Annotated in this window: 18 protein-coding genes and 1 riboswitch; of the genes, 2 read left to right on the top strand and 16 right to left on the bottom strand. The window is 33.3% G+C overall.

The window, feature by feature from the left end; genetic code table 11:
• Positions 1-71: 71 nt before the first annotated feature.
• Entirely contained in the window at positions 72-1,070 is a 999-nt protein-coding gene (locus tag bsdtw1_RS04210; RefSeq protein WP_183276353.1) for a LacI family DNA-binding transcriptional regulator, read from the bottom strand.
• Between the two features lie 210 nt (positions 1,071-1,280).
• Here bsdtw1_RS04210 and bsdtw1_RS04205 point away from each other — a divergent pair, with 210 nt between their 5' ends.
• Positions 1,281-1,991, top strand: a complete 711-nt coding sequence (locus tag bsdtw1_RS04205; RefSeq protein ID WP_183276352.1) for a glycerophosphodiester phosphodiesterase — start codon at positions 1,281-1,283, stop codon at positions 1,989-1,991.
• A 181-nt stretch (positions 1,992-2,172) separates the two neighbouring features.
• On the opposite strand, the gene bsdtw1_RS04200 is transcribed toward bsdtw1_RS04205, so the two are convergent.
• The 9 genes from bsdtw1_RS04200 to bsdtw1_RS04160 all read right to left on the bottom strand — a co-directional run bounded on the left by bsdtw1_RS04200 (position 2,173) and on the right by bsdtw1_RS04160 (position 12,341).
• Positions 2,173-3,171, bottom strand: a complete 999-nt coding sequence (locus bsdtw1_RS04200; RefSeq protein WP_183276351.1) for an inorganic phosphate transporter — start codon at positions 3,169-3,171, stop codon at positions 2,173-2,175.
• The gene (locus bsdtw1_RS04195; RefSeq protein ID WP_183276350.1) at positions 3,164-3,787 is read right to left on the bottom strand and encodes a DUF47 domain-containing protein; all 624 of its coding nucleotides are present in this window, start codon (positions 3,785-3,787) and stop codon (positions 3,164-3,166) included. Before bsdtw1_RS04195 ends, bsdtw1_RS04200 begins: the two co-directional genes overlap by 8 nt.
• Before the next feature lie 479 nt (positions 3,788-4,266).
• Positions 4,267-5,577: a uracil permease gene (gene uraA / locus bsdtw1_RS04190; protein ID WP_183276349.1), complete on the bottom strand. Its 1,311-nt coding sequence runs from the start codon at positions 5,575-5,577 to the stop codon at positions 4,267-4,269.
• Between the two features lie 245 nt (positions 5,578-5,822).
• Complete coding sequence (locus bsdtw1_RS04185) at positions 5,823-6,749, bottom strand: ABC transporter permease (RefSeq protein WP_183276348.1); 927 nt, start codon at positions 6,747-6,749, stop codon at positions 5,823-5,825.
• On the bottom strand, positions 6,749-7,801 hold the full coding sequence (locus bsdtw1_RS04180; RefSeq protein WP_183276347.1) for an ABC transporter permease: 1,053 nt from the start codon (positions 7,799-7,801) through the stop codon (positions 6,749-6,751). The genes bsdtw1_RS04185 and bsdtw1_RS04180 overlap by 1 nt, the downstream gene beginning before the upstream one ends.
• A gap of 18 nt (positions 7,802-7,819) precedes the next feature.
• Positions 7,820-9,325 (bottom strand): ABC transporter ATP-binding protein, encoded by a 1,506-nt coding sequence (locus tag bsdtw1_RS04175; protein WP_183276346.1) that lies wholly within the window; start codon positions 9,323-9,325, stop codon positions 7,820-7,822.
• Between the two features lie 74 nt (positions 9,326-9,399).
• Positions 9,400-10,509, bottom strand: a complete 1,110-nt coding sequence (locus bsdtw1_RS04170) for a BMP family ABC transporter substrate-binding protein (RefSeq protein ID WP_183276345.1) — start codon at positions 10,507-10,509, stop codon at positions 9,400-9,402.
• A 45-nt stretch (positions 10,510-10,554) separates the two neighbouring features.
• The gene (locus bsdtw1_RS04165; protein ID WP_183276344.1) at positions 10,555-11,127 is read right to left on the bottom strand and encodes a xanthine phosphoribosyltransferase; all 573 of its coding nucleotides are present in this window, start codon (positions 11,125-11,127) and stop codon (positions 10,555-10,557) included.
• A gap of 335 nt (positions 11,128-11,462) precedes the next feature.
• Positions 11,463-11,565: riboswitch (purine riboswitch) on the bottom strand.
• 200 nt (positions 11,566-11,765) lie between these two features.
• Positions 11,766-12,341, bottom strand: coding sequence for an SOS response-associated peptidase (locus bsdtw1_RS04160; protein WP_183276343.1), 576 nt, complete (start codon positions 12,339-12,341; stop codon positions 11,766-11,768).
• 323 nt (positions 12,342-12,664) lie between these two features.
• Here bsdtw1_RS04160 and bsdtw1_RS04155 point away from each other — a divergent pair, with 323 nt between their 5' ends.
• Positions 12,665-14,602 carry a DNRLRE domain-containing protein gene (locus bsdtw1_RS04155; RefSeq protein ID WP_183276342.1) on the top strand — a complete coding sequence of 646 codons (1,938 nt, stop codon included), beginning with the start codon at positions 12,665-12,667 and terminating at the stop codon, positions 14,600-14,602.
• 56 nt (positions 14,603-14,658) lie between these two features.
• On the opposite strand, the gene bsdtw1_RS04150 is transcribed toward bsdtw1_RS04155, so the two are convergent.
• The 6 genes from bsdtw1_RS04150 to bsdtw1_RS04130 form a co-directional block, all read right to left on the bottom strand.
• Positions 14,659-15,747, bottom strand: coding sequence for a GerAB/ArcD/ProY family transporter (locus bsdtw1_RS04150; RefSeq protein WP_183276341.1), 1,089 nt, complete (start codon positions 15,745-15,747; stop codon positions 14,659-14,661).
• Positions 15,728-16,936: a Ger(x)C family spore germination protein gene (locus bsdtw1_RS04145; RefSeq protein WP_183276340.1), complete on the bottom strand. Its 1,209-nt coding sequence runs from the start codon at positions 16,934-16,936 to the stop codon at positions 15,728-15,730. The genes bsdtw1_RS04150 and bsdtw1_RS04145 overlap by 20 nt, the downstream gene beginning before the upstream one ends.
• Positions 16,937-16,971: 35 nt before the next feature.
• A complete protein-coding gene (locus tag bsdtw1_RS04140; protein ID WP_183276339.1) occupies positions 16,972-18,483 on the bottom strand; it encodes a spore germination protein in 1,512 nt (503 codons plus the stop codon).
• Between the two features lie 420 nt (positions 18,484-18,903).
• A complete protein-coding gene (locus tag bsdtw1_RS23585) occupies positions 18,904-19,038 on the bottom strand; it encodes a hypothetical protein (RefSeq protein ID WP_261853618.1) in 135 nt (44 codons plus the stop codon).
• 107 nt (positions 19,039-19,145) lie between these two features.
• A complete protein-coding gene (locus tag bsdtw1_RS04135; RefSeq protein ID WP_183276338.1) occupies positions 19,146-20,054 on the bottom strand; it encodes a tRNA 2-thiocytidine biosynthesis TtcA family protein in 909 nt (302 codons plus the stop codon).
• Between the two features lie 68 nt (positions 20,055-20,122).
• A complete protein-coding gene (locus bsdtw1_RS04130) occupies positions 20,123-21,931 on the bottom strand; it encodes a DUF2264 domain-containing protein (RefSeq protein ID WP_183276337.1) in 1,809 nt (602 codons plus the stop codon).
• Positions 21,932-22,083 lie beyond the last annotated feature (152 nt).

The following is a 22,083-nucleotide window of genomic DNA, read 5'->3' as shown; positions in this document are numbered from 1 at the left end:
TGCTCCAACTCAAAATAAAGATTTCATTGATTTACTAGTCTTTATTTTGATAGTTTTAAACATTAAATAGTTTATCTACGGTTTACCTCCATGCAACTATCCCTAACAATTAGTTTCGTAGGAACTATAACCTTTTTACAGATTTCTCTATCCTTTTTTAATCTTTCCATTAAAAGGTCAAATGCTATTTCTCCCATAAACTCAGTATGTGCTTTTATTGTAGTTAGAGGCGGAACAATAAATTGAGCTGTGGATATATCATTAAATCCTACAATACTTATGTCTTTTGGAATTGATAATCCTCTTTCATTTATTGCCTTATACGCTCCTATTGCCATAGAATCACTAGCTATAAAAACTGCACTAGGCATAACATCCTGTTTCAACAAACTGTTCATCAGCTCATATCCGCTACCAGGAGTAAAATTACCTATCCTTATGTATTCGGATCTGTACAAGTTGATATCTCTCATGTATTGTGTATATGTAACCTCTCTATAATCTACTATATCTTCTTTACCATCATTAATTGCTTCACGTCCACCGATATATGCTATTCTTTCATGACCAAGATTTGTTAGATAGTTTAAAACCTCATTAACTGCTCTCCTAAAATCTATAACTACAGAATCATAAATTTCCTCATTTGGAGAACAGTCTACAAATACAATATTTTTAGATAAATCTTTAAATTTATCTATATCTTCCTCTCCAAACTTTCCTATTGCAATTATCCCATCAACGCTATACATATTATCAGCCACTTCATTGATTCTTGTGAAGCTTATACTCTCTTCACTAAATTTTCTTTCTATTGACATCCTAATTGACATATAGTAAGGATCAAGTAATTCTTCTCGATCAGTGTACCAATGAATTAGTCCTATTTGATAGGAGCTTTTCTTATTTTTTCTTTGCTTCATGGTCATATAATTTAATTCTTCTGCTACCTCAAAAATTTTCTTTTTGGTGACATCAGACACATTCAAAGTATCATCAAAATTTAGTACTCTTGATACAGTTGCTATAGAAACACCAGCTTTGCTTGCTATATCTTTTATTGTTGCCATATCTTCTACTATTATCTCCTAATTTTATTAATAATCTTCTAAGCATTACATGTAGTATTATTTAATAAAATTTTACCAATGTTTTAGTAAAAAATCAAAGTTTATATTTCAACATAATCTAAGTTTAGTTAACTTATAAAATTTCATACTTACTTTACAGTAAAAAAATAATGTATTAAACTTATTTTAAAATAATTATGAGGTGATGTTATGACTCTTAATATTGCACATAGAGGCTTTAGTGGCAAATACCCTGAAAATACTATGCTAGCATTTAAAAAAGCTTCTGAAGCTTATTGTAATGGCATTGAAACAGATGTACAGCTTACCAAAGATGGTGTTCCTGTATTGATTCACGATGAAACCTTAGATAGGACCTCTAACGGATCTGGATTAGTGAAAGACTATACTTATTCAGAATTATTAAAGTTTGACTTCGGTAACGGACAGAAAATTCCAGCGTTAGAAGACTTCATTGCATTTTCAAAAGAAAATGATTTAGTTATAAATTTAGAGCTAAAAAACAGTATAATTCCATATGAAGGCCTAGAGCATATCATTTTAAAGCTGCTTGATAAATATAGTTATCAAAAAGATAAAATAATATTATCCTCTTTTAATCATTATTCTATGGTAAATATTAAGACATTAGATAATTCATATAAAACTGGTCTTCTATATGATTGTTGGATATATAAACCTGGTGATTATTGCAGACTTTGTGGAGCTGATGCTATGCATCCTCAGTTTTTTTCAGTTCTAAATAAGAAATTGGTGGATGATATTAAATCTGAAGGCTTTCAAATAAACACATATACAGTTAATGAAGTTGAATATATGAAAAAACTCCTGAACTTAGGAATAGACGGAATAATTACTAACTATCCAGATTTACTTAATCAAGTTATGCAACAATCATAAAAACAAGTGCTACTAAAGTATGGTTTTGAAATTAAATGGAACCTAGAAACCTTTTGTATTCCTGTATAATAAAAAGTTCCAAAGTAACTATACTTTGTGAAATGCTTGATTTATATCAGCATCACAAAGCTATAGGTACTTTGGAACAAAAATTTATATTATGTAATTAAAATTCCGTAAATTATAAAAGCTTAATTATAAATATTGCTAACCCACCTAGAGTAGCACATATTGGAATAGTTATAACCCATGTCCACATTATATTTTGAGCTAGACTCCATCTAACAGATGAAAATCTCTTTGAAGCTCCAACACCCATAATGGAACCTGAAATTATATGAGTAGTACTTACTGGGGCGTTAAGCATAGTAGCACTAAATATTACAGCAGCAGCACTTGTTTCAGCTGCAAAACCATTTACAGGTGCAAGTTTTGCCATATTAACTCCCATTGTCTTTATTATCTTCCATCCACCTACAGATGTACCTAATGCCATTGCAGCAGCACATCCAGCTTTCACCCAGAAAGGAACATGGAATGTAGTTATAAGTCCTCCACTTAATAAAGCTGCAGAAATTATACCCATTGATTTTTGTGCATCATTTCCACCATGGTTAAATGCCATCAAAGCAGCTGATAATATCTGTAGCTTTGAAAATGACTTTGTAACCTGATGTGGCTTTGCTTTTCTTAAAATCCAGTTTAAAAGAGTCATAAATATATAACCTATTACAAAACCGATAACTGGTGATAAAAATAACCATAAAACTATTTTAAATAAAACATTATGCCAGTTAACAACTGCAAAACTTGCCTTAAATACTATAGCTGATCCTATAAGTCCTCCAATAAGTGCATGTGAAGAACTGCTAGGTATAGCGAAATACCAAGTAACAAGATTCCATATTATAGCTGCAACTAAAGCTGCAAGCACTACTGTTTGAGGTATTAAACTCGGATCAACTATATCTGATCCAACTGTCTTAGCAACCTTAGTACTTATAAATGCACCTACAAAGTTTAGAACAGCTGACATTAATATAGCCTGCTTAGGAGTTAGAACTCTTGTAGATACGGATGTAGCTATAGAATTAGCAGTATCATGGAAACCATTTATGAAGTCAAAGCCTAACGCTAAAATAACAACAATTATAGTTACTACTAATACAGAACTAGACATGCTTTGTTACAACTCCTTCAATAACATTTGCAAGCTTTTCACATGAATCTATTGCATCTTCTAAAGATTCATAAATATCCTTCCAAATGATTATTTTGATTTCCTTTGTTCCACCACTAAATAGTGCTTTCATGCTTTCTCTGTATATTCTATCGCAATCATTTTCAAGTTTATTAACTTCTACTATCTTATTTTTTATCTCAGCTGTATTCTTCATATTTTTAAAAGCTTGCATTAAAAGTTTGATTTCATCGCTTGCTTTTACAATATTAGCTGAAATAAGTAATGCACTTTCATTAACTTCATTAACATTGTACATTAAAAATCTTGCTGCAGTATCTTCGATATAATCAACTACATCATCAAGTGCTTTACCAATGATAAAAATATCTTCTCTATCGATAGGTGTGATAAAGCTGTTATTTACTTCCTCAAGAATTTTGTGTAGCTCATCATCGCCTCTGTGTTCGATATCTCTTAAGTGCTCGTATTTCTCATTTGCCTCATTTGGAGACTTCACAAAATCATCAAGTGCATGTGCTGCATCACTTATGATCTCGGAAAATGAAATAAATAAATCAAAAAATTTGTCGTTTTTAGGTGATAAATTAAACATAGCTTCCTCCTATGATCTAACTTTTATTTGCTCAACTCTATTAATGATACAAGTTGTTTGTTAAGATTGTGTTAAGTTTTATTAATAATTTTAATTATTTCATTCACTTTTTAACTTTAATAACTTAATGTGTGTTTTTTTAACATTATCATCATTTACTTAACTAAAATTTAACTTTATGATACTTGTTTAATTATCCATTTAAGTAATAATATAATCTAATTGGAACTTATGTTTCACTTAAAGAATTATTAACCAGTAAATTCTTAATTACCTCCAAACAAAGGAACACTGCCACCTTTGAATGACAATTACATTGTAAACGACTTCTTGATGTAACTCTATTTATATATTATATTTCCTATACAGCAAAAAAATATCCAATCTTAAAGCTAAATTCATGACACTAGTAACATTCATGAATTTATAACTTTTTTAGATTGGATATCATACTGACTATCGTTCTAGTAATAGAACCTCTATTCTGTTTCGTTCATTAATCCTAATTTATCGAATATTATAAACACTAAGTTAAGCACTACCGCTACAAGTGTTGCTAATACCATTCCTTTTACTTCCACAGTTCCTATAGTCATCTTCATTCCGCTTAATCCTACTACGAAGATTACTGAAGTTAACATTAAGTTTCTTTGCTTTGAGAAATCAACTTTTTCTTCTACGAAAGTTCTAAAACCTGCTATTGCTATGGTACCAAATAGTAGAAGTGATATTCCTCCGATTACTGGAGTAGGTACACTTCTTATTAGTGCTGCAAGTTTTCCTGAGAATCCAAGAACTATTGATAATGCTCCTGCTCCCATTATTACATATACACTATATACTTTAGTTATTGCAAGTACACCTATATTTTCACCATATGTAGTTGTTGGAACTGATCCAAAAAGACCTGATAGTATTGTTGATAATCCATCACCTAACATTGATTTATGAAGACCTGGATCTTCAGTCAGATCTCTTCCAACTATATTTCCTGTTACTGCTAAGTGACCTATATGTTCTGCTATTACAACGAAAGCTGCTGGTACTATTGTTATGATTGCTGTCAAATTAAACTTTACTAATGTAAACTTTGGCACTGCTATTAGACTTGCATTGCTTACAGCTGAGAAATCAACTATTCCCATTGCAATTGCAGCTATATACCCTACCACTATACCTATAAGTATAGGAATGATTTTCATAAATCCTCTGCATAATACTGAACAGAATATTACTGTTAATAAAGTTATCATTGATATAAGTGCCCATGTTGGATTAAATACTTTTGTATTTGATCCGCCTACTGCAAATCCTGCCATATCAGCAGCTACTGGTACTAATTCAAGACCTATTATAGCAACTATTGCACCCATAGATGCAGGTGGAAACACCTTTTTTATCCAGCCTACACCAGTTACACCTATTATTAAAGCTACTACGGAAAATACAATTCCCACAACAACGAATCCACTTTGTACTTCTGCGAAACTTAACCCTTTACCCATCAAAGCAAAAACTGGTGCTATGAAAGCAAAACTTGATCCTAAGTATGCAGGTATCTTTTTCTTAGTTATAAAGGCATAAAGCAATGTTCCTATTCCATTAAAGAATAACACTATAGCTGGATCTACATTAAAAAGAATTGGTACTAGAACTGAAGATCCAAACATTGCAAACAAATGTTGAAAACTTAACGGAATTGCTGTCTTTAACGGAAGTTTTTCATTAACATCTATACTTCCTGCTTTTAAATTTACTACTTCTTGTCTCTTTATTGCATTACTTGCCATAAAAAAATCCCCCTTGATTAAATATTGGGGAAGCTTTCGCTTCCTTTTTAGCCTCTCTGGACTAAATTAAAGTGCTTATTATAATAAAAAAAACTTCTTACTACTGTAAGAAGTTATAAAACCACATAAAAGTTCCTGTAATTATATCCTACTCCTTACAGCCTCTCTGGACTGGTTTAAAGGTTTTTTGTTATCTAGTAGAATATAACACACAAAGGATTAAAAATCAATAGAAATATATTTATTTATCTTTCTTCTCTAAAGTAACTATTTCCAAGGCCTTTAGGAGGAGAATTTTTCTTTGATTTTTTAGCTGACACAAATACTAAAACTACGATAGTTACTAAGTATGGTAGCATTGATAAGAAGTATTGGTTTATAACTACTTTTCCCAGTCTAAACCCTATTATATCTAATCCACCAAATAAATATGCACCTATTATTGCTTTATAAGGATTCCACGCTGCAAAGATAACTAGGGCTACAGCAATCCATCCTCTACCTGCAACTATATTTTCTTGCCATGCAGGAACATAAACTAGTGAAAGATATGCCCCCCCAAGTCCAGCTAAAGCACCACCTATGGTTATGTTTATATACTTATATAGACTAACATTAATACTCACCGCATCGGCTGCTGCAGCATTTTCTCCAACAGCTCTTAAATTCAATCCCGCTCTAGTGTTATATAGATAAATACCAGTAATTATTGCTAATAAATACGATATATAAACAAACACATCTTGTGTAAAAAGTATCGGTCCTATATATGGAATCTTACTAAGGACAGGAATACTTACCGGAGCAAAAAAGTTCTTAATTGTATTAGGAACTACCTGCCCAACAACCTTTTGTCCTAAAAGACTAGAAAGTCCTGTACCAAATATGGTTAAAGTTAACCCGGTAACTACTTGATTAGCTCTTAATCCTACAGTTAACACTCCATAAATAAAACCACCTAATCCTCCAGCAATCATTGCAGCTAAAAGTGCCATATATGGATTTCCCGTACTATAACCTACTATAAATCCCATTACAGCTCCCATTAGCATCATTCCTTCTACACCTAGGTTCAGATTACCAACCTTTTCAGTAAGTATTTCACCTAGAGTAGCTAATAACAGAGGAGTTCCAGCTACTATTGTAGCATGTAAAAATGATATCACATTCATTATTCATTCCTCCTAAAAGAAATTTTATATCGCATAAACAAGTCACTTCCAAGAACGAAGAACAATATCAATGCCTGTATCACTGATGCAGCAGCATTAGGTATGCCAAATGCTGTTTGTATATAATTACCACCTTCTAATAGAGCTGCAAACAGAACTGATACTATTAGAATAACAATGGAATTAAGATTAGATAACCAAGCAATTATAATTGCTGTATTTCCAACTCCTCCAGTGATTTCTGTAGAAAGTGTACCACTAACTGCAGAAGCTTGAATAAATCCAACAATTCCACAAAGTGCTCCACTAATAAATATTGCCTTTAATATAGTTTTATTTATACTTATTCCTGCATATCTTGCAGTGTTATGACTTTCCCCTATAACTGATATCTCATATCCAAGTTTTGAATGCTTCATAACAAAATAAAATACTATAACAATTATTATTGCAAATATCCAACCAATATGTATGTTGAATAATTTAGGCAATATAGCATTATCGGAGAAATTAGGTATCTTAGGAAAATTCATAGCTTTTTTATCTCTAAGTGGTCCATACTGTAAATATGTTATAAACTTTAAAGCTATATAATTAAGCATTAGTGTTATTATTGTTTCATTTGTATTAAAATAAACCTTTAAAATCCCTGATAGTAGTGCCCATAGTCCGCCTAATACGATTGAAGCTACTAGCATTAGTAAAAGTAGTACTGGTTTTGAGAGATTTGGCATGTTAAGTGCAACTAGTGCAGCTCCTAAAGCTCCCATAAAAATCTGCCCTTCTCCACCGATATTCCAAAATAGCATTTTAAATGCCACTGAAATTCCTATAGAAGCAATGACTAAAGGTATTGCTCTTATAATAGTTTGTCTAACTCTATAAATTGAACCAAAAGACCCTTTTATCATTGATCCAAAAACACTTAAAGGTTCATAACCAAGTATAGCTAAAAATATCCCTGCAACTACAAATGCCAATAATATAGCAATTGCCATTACCTTAATTCTTGTAGTTTTACTTATCTCTTCTCTTTTTATTAGTCTTGCCAAAGCTATTCCCTCCTACTCCTATTCATCTGCTCCAACCATCATAAGTCCAAGTTTTTCTCTGGTAGCATCTTCTGAATTTATTATTCCGCTAGAAGCTCCATCACACATTACCATGATTCTATCGCAAAGCTGCATTAAAACATCTAAGTCTTCACCTATAAATAGGACTGCAGTACCTTTAGATTTAGCTTCATTTATAAGATTATAGATAATAAAGCACGTGTTTATATCTAATCCTCTTACTGGATAAGCCATAATCAAAAGCTTTGGATTTGAACTTAGTTCTCTACCTAAAAGTATTTTTTGAATGTTTCCCCCAGATAGATATTTTATTGGATAATGAATGCTTGGTGTTTTTATATCTAATGTTCCTTTTAAAGCTTTAGCCTTTTCTGCAACTGGTTTTCTATTTATCAAGAAGCCTTTTTCAGAGTAATAAGTTTTTAACAGCATGTTATCAACCATATCCATAGACCCAACTAAACCCATTCCAAGTCTATCTTCTGGTATAAAACTCATGCTTATACCTCTTTTAACAAATTCTCTTGGGTTTTTCCCTACTAGATTTTCACCTTCAAATACAATACCACCTGATTTAACACTAGCTATTCCTGCAATAGCCTCACATAACTCTTTTTGTCCAGAACCAGCAATTCCAGCTATTCCAAATACTTCTCCAGCTTTTATTTCGAAGGAAATTGATTTTACTGCCTCGGCTTTTTCTTCATTTAAAACCACAAGATTATCTACAGTTAGTAGTTTTTCTTCTCTAGTACATTCCACTTTTTCTATGGATAAGTCTACCGCTCTACCTACCATAGCTTCAGTTAATTCCTTTGGATTAGTACCAACTTTATCTAAGGTTTTAACAGTTTCACCTTTCCTAAGTATTGTTATCTTATCGCAGATCTCCATTACTTCATCCATTTTATGAGAGATAAATATTAGAGCACACCCTTGCTCTTTCATTTTTCTCATAATCTTGAAAAGTTTTTCCGTCTCTTGAGGTGTAAACACAGTAGTAGGCTCGTCTAATATCAAAAGCTTTGCTCCTCTATATAGCACCTTTAATATTTCAAGATTTTGTCTTTCCCCTACAGACATATCCATAACATACTTATCTAAATCTACATCTAAAGTATAAGTTTCAATTATATTCTTTATATCTTTGTCTACTTTATTATCATTTCTAAAAATCTTGCCCTTTTGTCCTAGTAATATATTTTCTCTTGCAGTCATAGCTTCTACAAGTTTAAAGTGCTGATATATAGTACCTACTCCATATTTCATTGCTTCCTTCGGAGAAGTGAAGTTTACTTTTTCTCCGTTCCACTCCATAGTTCCTCCATCAGGCATATATACACCTGATATAACACTTATTAGAGTACTTTTACCTGCTCCATTCTCTCCTAGAAGTGCATGAATTTCTCCACCGTAAATATCAAGATGAATATTCTTATTTGCAGCCACTTTTCCGAAAGTTTTACTAATTCCTTTTAATGCAATTAAAGGCTTTTTATTCATATCTTCCTCCACAATATAAGAGAACTGAAGAATAGAATTCTTCAGCTCAAATCCAAAATTTTATATACTGTCTATTATTGATTTGGAATAGTTCCTTCTACTCCTTGAACAAACCAGTTCATGTTCCAAACTTCATCATCAGTTAAAGTTTTTCCTGCTTCAACTTTTACAGCACCTTTTTGATCATTTATTGGTCCTACAAATATACCCTTACCTGCTTTTATATCAGCTTCTGCTTTTTCTACTGCTGCTTTAGCATTTTCTGGTGCATTAGCTGTAAGTGGAGCTAAATCAACTACTCCGTCAGCGTATTCTCCCCAATACTTTCCTGACTTCCATGAACCATCCATTATTGACTTAACAACTTTTACATAGTAAGGACCCCAGTTCCAAACTGCTGATGTCATATTAGCCTTTGGAGCTGTCTTGCTCATATCTGTGTTATATCCAACTGAGTATACACCTTTTGCTTCTGCTGCTTGTTGTGGACCTGCAGTATCTTGATGTTGTGCTATTACGTCAGCACCTGCATCTATTAAAGCTGTTGCAGCATCTTTTTCTTTTGCAGGATCATACCAAGTGTTAGTCCAGTTTACTTTAACTTTTACATTTTTGTTTACTGATTGTGCACCAAGTGTAAATGCATTTATGTTTCTTATAACTTCTGGGATAGGAAATGCTCCAACGAAACCTAATGTATTAGACTTTGTCTTAAGACCAGCAACTATACCATTTAAGTACATCATTTCATGAATCTTACCAAAGTATTGACCCATGTTGTCAGCTGTTTCATAACCTGAACAGTGCATAAATTTAACTTCTGGATGCTTCTTTGCTTCTGAAAGCATACCTTCTTGGAATCCAAAACTTGTTCCAAATATTACTGTAACACCTTGTTCTATCATATCTTCAACAGCTTTTTCAACTTCAGCTTTATCTTCTTTAACTGATTCTTTTGCTACTGTTTTAACCCCTAATTCTTTTTCTAAGTAAAGTCTTCCTTGATCATGTGAATATGTAAATCCACCATCTCCAACAGGTCCAACGTATAGGAAACCTACTACTGGCTTCTTATCGCTACCTTTATCAGTGCTACTGTTATTTTGGCTCTTACTTGCACATCCAACTAGAAGTAAAGATGAAGCAACTACTGCACTACACATTATTTTTAAAAATCTTTTCATTTTATTTCCTCCCTAAGCTTTGATAATTAAGTAGACTATGTAAATTTATTTAAAATAAATTTTTCCCTCTTCCATTTTCTCTATTATTGCAAGAGATTCAACTTTGTATCCTAATTCTTCAATCTTCTTTCTTCCATCCTGAAATCCCTTTTCAATAACTATCCCAACACCAATTACGTTTGCACCTGCTTGCTTAACTATATCTATAAGTCCTATGGCTGCGCATCCATTAGCAAGAAAGTCATCTATTATTAAAACATTTTCGCCTTCCTTTAAGAACTGCTTTCCTACCATAACGTTATAATCTTTATTCTTTGTAAAAGAGTGTACTTTTGATTCATAAACTTCTTTGTCAATATTTAAACTTTCAGCTTTTTTTGCAAAAACTACTGGAACATAATCAAAATACTGGGAAGCTATACTGGCTATACCAATTCCAGATGCCTCTATTGTCATTATCTTGTCCACTTTATCTTGCTTAAATCTGCTTCTAAATTCTTTACCTATTTCATTTAATAATCTTATATCCAATTGATGATTTAAGAAACTATCCACTTTTAAAATATTTGAGCCTCTTGCTCTTCCATCAGTTAGAATCTTTTCCTTAAGTAGTTTCATAATCTACATCCTTTCAAGTAAAAAAGTCTCTGAAGTGACTTTCTTCAGTGAGTTTTTTGCGCATCTGCCTTTCCGAATGCATATGAGGAAAATTTGGCAGGCGAATAAATTTTATTTTTACTGTATTCTCTGAAAATTCATCTTAACCACTTGAAATTTCAAAGTTTAGCTAGCATTAAAATCCTATAATTTTCTATTCAGTAAAAATCGCTAATGTGACTTTCATTTGTGATTTCTTTACGTACCTGCCTTTCTTAACAACAAAAAAATTCCTGAGCTATAGTCTGCCCAGGAATATACAATCACTAAAATATTAAAACTATAAATATATAATTTTAATAGCAACTGCACATTCGTAGTCAGGTAGTTTATGGCCTCCCGGTAGAAACGCTTAATCCATATTATTAAGCATATACGATGTGAACGTTATATGAAATTGTTAATTAATTATTCGCATTTACCTTACAAAAGTATGTTATAACATGTCGAAGAAAAAATCAATAGAAATTTTATATTTTTTTATTTATATCACATTTTTATTATATTTTTCAGGCAGTACTTTAATTACAGGTATGTTAAATATTTTTTCCATTAACTTTTGTATTTCTCTCAAATTCGTAAAATCACGAACATTAAGCTTAAAATAACGATAGTTGTTCACTACCACTATCTGCTACTATATCCAATGAACCATCTTTAACTGCTCTTAACAACTCTTTTATATCACCCATATCGCTATCTGGATTAAGATAAGTATATTTTTCTTCTTCATTAAGCATTACAGGGATTCTATGGTGAATTTCACTCATTTCTTTATTTGCACTAGCTGTTATTATAACAAATCCATTTTCCACTTTATTTTCTTTATTTATGTACTTACCATATATTCCTGCCATATAAAAAATTTGTTCTTCTTTAAGGCTTATTTTATACTTAACACCATTCTTCCAATCATAAAACCAATTGGCAGGGATAACACATCTTTTACTCTTTATTAGCTCTAAAAACATCTTTTTACTAAATAAGCTTTCTGATCTGGCATTTATAACAAGCTTATTATCATATGGAAGTCCCCATTTCATAGTATTACTTTCGTTATAAGTCATAATTAAAGCTTTATTTGATGGAAGTTTTTCTCCGTACTCTACACTTATCCTATCATCCAAGTTAAGCCCCTTATGAGAAGATTCTTCTAGATAGAATCTACCACACATAATATCACTCCTTAGTATAAGTTATTTATGGCATTTTTAGACACATTTTACCTTGTTATTACATATTGTATACTAGATAATTATACATTAAACCATGATGTCCGGTTATCGTTTTATAGTTTTTATGATTCCACTACATTAACTTACTCAATAATTATATTACTAAAGATATATCAGTTCGAACGAAATCTATTTTTAAAACTCTCACGGTTTCTGGTGAGAGAATTTAAAAATATAAATTTTAATACGAAGTGGTACATCCATAGTAATATGCCAAATGTGGTTATCTAATACTATCACTATAGTGAGGTGATTTTAAAAATATGGCTTATATTAATGTGTTGCCAACCGACGACATTTATGTTTCAAGCTTAAATCCCAACGAAAACTTTTCTTCAGCACCATTTTTATTAGTTGGTAATTATACTAGGCATAATTGCCATTCTAATATATTTAGATCCTTAATAAAGTTCAATCTAAACCCAGACATCCCTTTTGGAACAATGATATCAAGAGCAACATTATACTTATATGTTGATGATATCAATTTAAAAGATTGTACTTTTAGAGATTCTGAAATTACAATATATCGAAACACACAAAATTTCAATGAAAACTCAGTAATTTGGAATAATGCTCCTACCTTCGAGTCTACTGGATATACCAGGCAAATAAGCGTGTCTGACAGATATTCTTATATTGGTATAGACATAACAGACTTAGTTAAAGGTTGGGCTCTGGGTTTTTATGATAATTACGGAATCACAATACGCGGCTGTGAAAATGTCACAAATTCTCTAGTAGCATTTTCTTCAAAAGAAAGTTCAAATCCACCTATACTAAAAATATTTTATCAACCAATCGTAGGTCCTACTGGTGCAACTGGTCCTACTGGTGTTACTGGTCCTACCGGTGTTACTGGTCCTACCGGAGTTACTGGCCGTACCGGCGTCACTGGTCCTACTGGCGCTACTGGCACTACCGGCGTTACTGGTCCTACTGGTGTTACTGGTCCTACTGGCGCTACTGGTCCTACTGGCGCTACTGGTCCTACTGGCGCTACTGGTCCTACTGGAGCTACTGGCGTTACTGGTCCTACTGGTGTTACTGGTCCTACTGGTGTTACTGGTCCTACTGGCGCTACTGGTCCTACTGGAGCTACTGGCGTTACTGGTCCTACTGGTGTTACTGGTCCTACTGGCGCTACTGGTCCTACTGGCGCTACTGGTCCTACTGGCGCTACTGGCGTTACTGGTCCTACTGGTGTTACTGGTCCTACTGGCGCTACTGGTCCTACTGGCGTTACTGGTCCTACTGGCGCTACTGGTGTTACTGGTCCTACTGGTGTTACTGGTCGTACCGGTGTCACTGGTCCTACTGGCGCTACTGGTCCTACTGGAGCTACTGGCGTTACTGGTCCTACTGGCGCTACTGGTCCTACCGGCGCAACAGGCCCTACTGGTGTTACTGGTCCTACTGGCGTTACTGGTCCTACCGGTATTACTGGTCTTACTGGCCCTACTGGCGTTACTGGTCCTACTGGTGTTACCGGTCCTACTGGCGTTACTGGTCCTACTGGTGTTACTGGCCCTACCGGTGTTACTGGTCCTACTGGCGCTACTGGTCCTACTGGCGCTACTGGCGTCACTGGTCCTACTGGTGTTACTGGTCGTACCGGTGTCACTGGCCCTACCGGTATTACTGGCCCTACTGGAGCAACTGGTCCTACTGGTATTACTGGTCCAACTGGCGTTACTGGTCCTACTGGCGCTACTGGTCCTACTGGCGTTACTGGTCCTACTGGCATCACCGGCCCTACTGGCGTTACCGGATCAACCGGTGCTACTGGAGCCACTGGTCTAGGCTTAGTGGCTTTTGGATATTTCTTCAATAATATAGGCGGAGTAGTAAATCCAGGTTCTCCAGTTGCTTTCAACGGAGCAGTTCAAAACGGTTTTGGATTTACACCTATTTCAACTTTTGTATCAATTGTGACTTCAGGATTATATGAAGCTAGATTTATAGTTATAGCTGCAGATGTTAATCTTCAAAGTATAGCACTTAGAATTAATGGTACTCAAATAATTTCGACAACAGTTTATTCTACCCCTACTGATACCAACCTTATTGTAGGTCAGGCTATAATTCCACTATCTACTTCAGAAACAGTAGAATTAATTAACAACTCAGAAAGCCCAATAATATTAAATTCAATTAACTCCGTATCCGCATCATTGATTTTAACTAAATTAGATAGATAATAAATAGAAAAATCGCTAAAGCAGCAATCTTTAGCGATTTTTTTGCATATTTATCCTTATTGTAATTTTCTTCTTCTTAAAATCATTATTATTGCTAAAACTAGAGGTAACCCTACACCTAAAATTACAGATACGGGCGTCCATATATTAGCCAGAAATTTTATATAATCATTATGATCTTTTCCCAGATAATTAGTAATAAATACACATACTATAGCTAATGGCATCAATATCAACGGATCTTTTTTTACTCTTGTTGATTGCTTGAAACTATACATTGAACAGTACAGCATCACAACTGACTGCACAAAAAGACCCCAAACAAAAAAACTAACCATTATTAATTCATATCTAGGTAAATACTGCGTTAATTCTGCACTTCTTACCTGTTGCATACAAACTACTACAAACTGTTTCATTACATCAGCGCCAAGGACTCCTGTCTCAAAAACTGGCCATATTATAACACTAATTATTCCTAGCAGGGTACCCCATACTGTTATTTTAGTAATCTTCTGCTTATTATTTAGCATTGGATATATAATCAGTATTGATAATATAATCATTGATATATCAAGAAAGACATATGGACTAGCTATAATATTAGCTAATATTCCTCTATCAAATATTGGCTGCAAGTTTTGAACCCTAAAATCCCTAAAGGTCCCAAGTATCATAGTTATATTTATTAACATTGTCATTATGAATCCAAAAAAAGAAAATCTAATTATTACTTCTATTCCTAACAATGCACCATACGTACATAATGCTATGTATACTATACATAGCATTAAAAATGGTGTTTGAGGGAGTAGATATTCTTTCAAATGTAACATAAGAACATTTGAAGAGATAGTGAAAGCTACAGCAAAATATATACCTAATATTATACCAAGTAGGTATGAAGATCTTGGCCCCATTGCTTTTCTCGTAAATTGTACTATACTCTCTTCACCAAGTCTAATTGCAATTATACTAGTTAGCATCACGATTAAAGTCCCTATTAGAAAGCCAATTAACATAGCACTCCAGGCATCTCCGCCTACTTTCCTTACTACTATTCCAGAAGTTATCCCTATAGCCTTCCCGTAAATAAGATTCGGAATCATAAAAAAATACTGTAACCTACTTATCTTTGCCTTCAACCTTTTCTCCTCCATTAGCTTTTTCGTTTTGAATTGGTATTTGATATAAAGAACTTGAATCAATATTTATTTTTACATTTACTTTTGCTGCAGTCTTTTTAAAAGTTTCGTTCCATTTATATTTAATAGTTTTATCCCACTGCTCTTTATTTTGTATATGAACAAACCTTCCAAAGGCAACTACGTCGCTATTAAATTCTGTTTGAAGCTTTTTTATTGCATCTTCAGTATCACCTTTAATTTTTGCTTGTATTAAATTTTCTACTTCTTTTTTAAATATATCTATTGATACATTGGATACTTCATCTTGCTCAGTAATCTCACCTACAGCGCTAATGTTTATAACAATCTGAGGTGTATCACCAACAACTGTAGATTTAATTTTTGTTTTAATATCATGAAGTTCTACCGTAACCCTTTTATTGTTTAACAAGGTTAAAGCAACTGATACTATGGAACTTTTAACTTTTTCCCTAACAAAGTTAATTCCTCTCGTTTCATCTGGAGTTAAGAAACCTACTAGTTTATCATCTTTTAATACTCCTGAACCCGCTAACTCAACTTGAGTGTCTTTCTTAGAAGCATTAGTTACCATATTTAACCGAGATATGATTGGTTGTTGTGAATCACTCTTATAATCTCTAAAAACTGTTAGCATGTCAGATTTAATACTTTTTGCAGGTAACTCACCATATTTGTAGAGTCTAGCTAAAGATAATGCAGGAATACTTTCCATACCTGTCTTTGCTTCGATATACGGCCTCGCTTCTCCTTTTACCACAGCTATCCATGTTTTCATTCTTAATTCACTATTGTGTGTGAAAAAATCTACAACTGGAGTTATACTATCTCTTGCAAGATTCTCTCCAATTACGATAATATTATTGTGAGCCCACATGATTCTTCTAGAAGACATCTTTGCAACATTTCTTATTGCATCAAAAATCGTCTTACCATCCGCTGTTCCTACCCACATAGGTTCACCACTTGGTCCTTTATTCCCTCCACCAGCTTCATTAGGTTTTGCCACTTGTACGGTTACTGAAAACTCATCTTCATCTTTTTTATCTATACCAACAGCCATAACTAATCCTAACTCATTGATTTCTCTCATATCCCAACAACCTTGAAAAAGCGTTGCAGTTATACATATCTCTAAAATCACACATAATCCTCTAAGCTTCTTCATATGTAATCACCACTTTCTAAAATGCATATACCAAATCATTTTTTTGGCTTCTCTGGTTTATTTCCTTTCTTAGACTGCCTATACGCTTCTTGTGATCCATAAATAGAAGATCGTTTTTTCATAGCCCATAATGGCGCCTTAAACAACGTATCCCTTCTACCTCTAGAAAGTACTGGATCTAATGTCCCTAAGAACTGCACCCCAAACGAACGTAGTGATAATAAGTGAAGTGTTATAAAGATACCTGAGCCCAAGAATCCTAAAATTCCAAAGATTCCAGTACAAATAAGAATAAAAAATCTCGTTAGTCGCAAGGAATAGGAAGCACTATAAGCAGGTATTGCAAAGGAACTTATTGCCGAGCCTGCTACCATAATAACAAGTAGTGGACCTACAAGCCCTGCATTAACTGCTGCTTCACCAATTACAAGAGCTCCAACAATACCTACAGCCTGCCCTATTGGCTTAGGCATACGTAATCCTGCTTCCCTCATAATTTCAAACATAACTTCCATAAACATTGCTTCCAGAATTGCTGGAAAAGGTACCCCTTCTCTAGATGAGGCAATATTCAAAGCTAATGGTGTAGGCAGCATCTCCTGATGGAAAGAAACTAGCATAACATATATAGATGAAAGCGTCATCGACATAACCAATGCACCTACTCTTAACCATCTTAAAAAAGTGGCTATTTGAAATCTTTCATAATAATCGTCCGATGCCTGAAAAAACTGCCAAAATACAACAGGTAATATCAAGACAAAAGGGCTATTATCAACAATTACAATTATTTTTCCTTCTAGTATTGAAGCACATGCTTTATCTGGTCTCTCAGTTACTTCAATTTGCGGAAACAAAGAAAAAGGAGAATCTTCTATCATTTCCTCTATATACGCACTATCCAAAACAGCATCAATATCAATTCTATTTAACCTGTCATTTAATTCTTTTAACACATCTTTGTTTACAATTGAATCTATATAAGCTAAAGCAATATCAGTTTTAGTTCTTTCCCCTACCTTTAATGAGTCAAATCTCAAATCATAATCCCTAATTCGTCTTCTAATTAATGCAGTATTAGCTCTAATGCTTTCTATAAAACTATCTTTCGCTCCTCTTATGCTAGCTTCATTGCTTGGTTCTGCTAAACTTCTCATCTGAAATCCACGAGTTGATATAATCATACCTTGATCTATAGTATCTATAAAAACAATAGTATCCCCAGCTAATAAGCTATCGAGGAGTTTCTCAAAATCTTTTGATGTAGTAACGGATTTAGATATAACCCCTTTACTTATCAATTGATCTAAGGCATTATTGTCTTGAGGATTTATGCTTTCATTTTTTCTCGACATAAGAGGTCTTAGTAGGATGTCATCTATCTCTTTAGCACCAACTAAACCATCAATATAAACAGCCAATGCATTTTTATCCCCAAACATCGGTATAGTAAACTCTCTATACATTACATCTCCACTACCACCAAGCTTACCTTTTATGAAGTTTTTATTATTATCTAATTGAGTTGCTACCACTCTATTTTCCATTTATATGCCTCTCCTAATTGTACTGCTATGTCTTTCAGATTCAGTTTACAAATGTATACATATAAAAAACTATAAATTAATCTTTTTCAATTAAATAAAAACCAAATTTTAATATATAAATTCTCTACAATAAGAATTTCATTCCATAAAATGTACAATTGTAATTATATCCAATAAGGATAGTAGTTATTCAAGGCCAATTTTGGTAAAAAGGTTGCTGAAGCGAGCTTTTTTAGCGCATCTGCCTTTTCTGAACGTATGTGAAGAATCTTACAGGCGACATATTCTTCTTTTTTTATTCTTTAACTTATACTATATCTTAAGTCTGTTCGCATAATTATCCACAGATATAATTGAGACATAATTTCCTAAAGAATAAAAAAAGAAGTCATTCAAAAAACGACTTCTTTAAGAGAAACTTTATTTTTTTTGATATTTGGCTTTAGGTTGATTATCTGTATGTGATGTATGCTCATGAACTACATCTGACTGAATCTCCATGCTTATTCTTCCATCCACTTGTTTACTTTTATCTTTATTCTTTTTGGTAGCCATAATAACCCTCCTTAAACAATATGTTTATCAAAGGTTATTATCCCACTTTATTTTAATTGTATTACTAAAGATGTAATAGAAGCGATTTTTTAATTCAATTTAGAATTTTAAACTTCATCATCTTCATTAGCCACTAAGTTCTCTCCAATGCTACTATCATCATACTCCTCTAAATATGAATGCTTTACACCATCTTTTTCCCATCCGATTATTGAATTCATGTTTACATTCTTAGCTGCGTTAAATATAGACTTTTCTACATCTTTGAAGTCCTTTTTCAAGTTCTCTATCATTTCTTTTATTTCATATCTCTTGTTTCCGACCTTCTTTGCAGCAACCATACAAGCACAATTAAGTGGCCATATTCCAGCATTCTGAGTGAATCTCTTTATATATGTTTCTTCCACGTAATACATCGGTCTTATAAGCTCCATACCTTCAAAGTTATCAGACTTCAATTTTGGAAGCATTGTCTTAAAACTAGCTCCATAAAGTATATTTAACATTGTAGTTTCAATAACATCATTGTAATGATGCCCTAAGGCAAGTTTATTGCAACCTAATTGCTTTGCTCTATTATAAAGTGCTCCTCTTCTCATTTTCGCACACATATAGCATGGATAATCCTGTGCTATCTTGTCTACTATATCAAATATACCTGACTCAAAAATTGTTATAGGTATATTAAGATGCTCACAGTTACTTATAAGTAGCTCTTTAATTTGCGGATGATAACCTGGATCCATAACGATAAACTCTAGTTCAAAATTCATCTGTCCGTGTCTTTTAAGTTCTTGAAATAGCTTAGCCATAAGCATAGAATCTTTACCACCAGATATTGCTACAGCTATTTTATCTCCCTCTTTTATCATCTCAAAATCTTTAATTGCTCTTACAAATTTTGACCATATATTTTTCTTATAAGTCTTTCTAAGACTTCTTTCTATCTCATCAAGTGACTTTCGTTCATTAAATGGAACAACTATCTCGCATCCATTTCCAGCTATACCGCTCATATGTTCACCTCATTATAATATTTTGTACAAAATATTATAACACCATTTATCATTGTTTTTCAATTTTCTTATAACTTTATACTAGTAACTAAATCATTGTAAACCACTTCCACAGAATCTTTACTAATTGATAAAGAAGGCATGTTTTTCCACAACTCTTGAAAAGTATCTTCATCTGGATGTGCGAGCACAGCTGAACCAAAAATATACCCACCTACATCTATATTTGCATATAATCCCGGAATCTTCATCTTGCTTGGATATATAATATTGGCATTTGGGGGCGTATACTTACATAATACATCTCTATTATTAAGTAAATCTACTATTGCTGAAATCCCATTTTCTCCATTACAAATGAAATATTCTTTATCTACATAACTATCTCGTGACTCCACTGCTACTACTGGAAATCCGCCTTCTATGATATCAAGCTTTCTCTTGGTATTGATTTTATGAATTCTCACATGCCATTGTCCCAAAGCAATTAACCAAGTTTGCACCCTTACATCTTCCCACGGATGCCATTCTGAAAAAATAGTATTTCCTTCTATTTTAATCCTATCACATCTACGCCTCGCTCTATAATAATTATCTCTTTCGCTTAAAGCTAATGTAGAATCAAATGCAAACTTTTCAATGCTATAATTATCTTTAGAAATATTAAACCCAAAATGGTTGGAATATGCAAACTTTGTATACTTTTCTTGAGTATGGTTAGGCTCAAAATTTGCATATTGTCCTGAAGTCAAGCAGAATACGTGTTTTGAGCCTTCGTCATGGTTTAATATCATATACGCTGGTTTAATAGTGTGTATTTCATCAAGTCTCGGCAAAGGCTCTTCTTTCACTGTCCAAAATTCATCATCTTCTTTTAACGCTAATATTAAAAAGCTCTTAAATGCCCAATAAGGAGATCCTGGTGCATTATACTCCTCAGCCATAGATATATTTCCATACCCATATCCAATTGTTAATAACCCTTCATCGGAAAGTATAGGCTGCTTTATCCACCATCTTAAATGTCTTAATATAATTCCCTTCATTACACCTAACGAATAAGGCTTCAAGTCTGCATATACTACAGCACTCCAAAAAGCACATTGTGCAAATCTATAAGTTAGGCTTCTTCCAAAAGGAAGTGCTTTTCCTTCTTTATCGAACCAGTAAATAAAATCTTTGGCAAAAATATATGCTCTTCGCTTAAATATTTTAGTTCTCTCTGGATCTTCTTTCTTCATAGCCTTAGCATATATAAGTCCATAAAAATGCATTGCAAAAGATATATAATAATCTCTCTGGTTTGTTAGACCATCTGAATACCACCCATCACCTATATAAAACTCTTCGATGCGTTCCAAGCTTTCTTCTAAAATTTTTTTATCAAATTTCCATCCTACTTTCTTTAGTCCTATAGAAACAAGTACTCTAAAGAAATGCCAGTTGTTATCAGGCACTTCTCTTTGTATCTCTACACTGAGCCAATTTAAAAAATTCGCTTTCTCTTCTTCATTAAAGCGAGATAACAGTTTATCACCAGCCATTATTAACCCTACTCCATATACAGTCATCTCAACCAGTTTCTGCGAGTAGTCTTTCACCTCGCCCCAATACTCATTATGTTTAGGATTAGTACCGTTTTTAATTCCTTCAATAAAGCAATCTAGCTCTTTTAATTCTTCTCCGCTTACCAGACTAAAAAACACTGCCCATAAAGGTCTCGAAAAAGCTTCAAAGCCAGCTACTTTTTTACCATAATGAGCTTCTGTAACCCCAAAATTTAAATATGCTTTGCCTTCTGAAAACTTACTCATCATTGGCTGCAGAAACTCTTCTGTCAACCTTACTAAATCAGATTTATTTTCAATAGTGACCATATAACCCCCCCATCTCTTTTTAAACACCCTTTTTTCAATACTCTATAATCCGTAATATTAAATCCTCTGCTGTAGATAAATCACTTCATATTAAAATTTATCCAAATAAACATTCGTAGAACCATCGGAATCTTTATTTGGGGTTTAAGGAT

The sequence above is a fragment of the Clostridium fungisolvens genome, from assembly GCF_014193895.1.
Lineage (GTDB): Bacteria > Bacillota > Clostridia > Clostridiales > Clostridiaceae > Clostridium_AR > Clostridium_AR fungisolvens.
The sequence above is the reverse complement of the archived record's forward strand: the minus strand, read 5'-3'. Positions and strand labels throughout refer to the sequence as shown.

Excerpts from the sequence above, each read along its gene's own strand:
- bsdtw1_RS04210 (WP_183276353.1), bottom strand. The coding sequence starts at position 1,070 with ATGGCAACAATAAAAGATATAGCAAGCAAAGCTGGTGTTTCTATAGCA.
- bsdtw1_RS04205 (WP_183276352.1), top strand. The coding sequence starts at position 1,281 with ATGACTCTTAATATTGCACATAGAGGCTTTAGTGGCAAATACCCTGAA.
- bsdtw1_RS04200 (WP_183276351.1), bottom strand. The coding sequence starts at position 3,171 with ATGTCTAGTTCTGTATTAGTAGTAACTATAATTGTTGTTATTTTAGCG.
- bsdtw1_RS04195 (WP_183276350.1), bottom strand. The coding sequence starts at position 3,787 with ATGTTTAATTTATCACCTAAAAACGACAAATTTTTTGATTTATTTATT.
- uraA (WP_183276349.1), bottom strand. The coding sequence starts at position 5,577 with ATGGCAAGTAATGCAATAAAGAGACAAGAAGTAGTAAATTTAAAAGCA.
- bsdtw1_RS04185 (WP_183276348.1), bottom strand. The coding sequence starts at position 6,749 with ATGAATGTGATATCATTTTTACATGCTACAATAGTAGCTGGAACTCCT.
- bsdtw1_RS04175 (WP_183276346.1), bottom strand. The coding sequence starts at position 9,325 with ATGAATAAAAAGCCTTTAATTGCATTAAAAGGAATTAGTAAAACTTTC.
- bsdtw1_RS04170 (WP_183276345.1), bottom strand. The coding sequence starts at position 10,509 with ATGAAAAGATTTTTAAAAATAATGTGTAGTGCAGTAGTTGCTTCATCT.
- bsdtw1_RS04165 (WP_183276344.1), bottom strand. The coding sequence starts at position 11,127 with ATGAAACTACTTAAGGAAAAGATTCTAACTGATGGAAGAGCAAGAGGC.
- bsdtw1_RS04160 (WP_183276343.1), bottom strand. The coding sequence starts at position 12,341 with ATGTGTGGTAGATTCTATCTAGAAGAATCTTCTCATAAGGGGCTTAAC.
- bsdtw1_RS04155 (WP_183276342.1), top strand. The coding sequence starts at position 12,665 with ATGGCTTATATTAATGTGTTGCCAACCGACGACATTTATGTTTCAAGC.
- bsdtw1_RS04145 (WP_183276340.1), bottom strand. The coding sequence starts at position 16,936 with ATGAAGAAGCTTAGAGGATTATGTGTGATTTTAGAGATATGTATAACT.
- bsdtw1_RS04140 (WP_183276339.1), bottom strand. The coding sequence starts at position 18,483 with ATGGAAAATAGAGTGGTAGCAACTCAATTAGATAATAATAAAAACTTC.
- bsdtw1_RS23585 (WP_261853618.1), bottom strand. The coding sequence starts at position 19,038 with ATGGCTACCAAAAAGAATAAAGATAAAAGTAAACAAGTGGATGGAAGA.
- bsdtw1_RS04135 (WP_183276338.1), bottom strand. The coding sequence starts at position 20,054 with ATGAGCGGTATAGCTGGAAATGGATGCGAGATAGTTGTTCCATTTAAT.
- bsdtw1_RS04130 (WP_183276337.1), bottom strand. The coding sequence starts at position 21,931 with ATGGTCACTATTGAAAATAAATCTGATTTAGTAAGGTTGACAGAAGAG.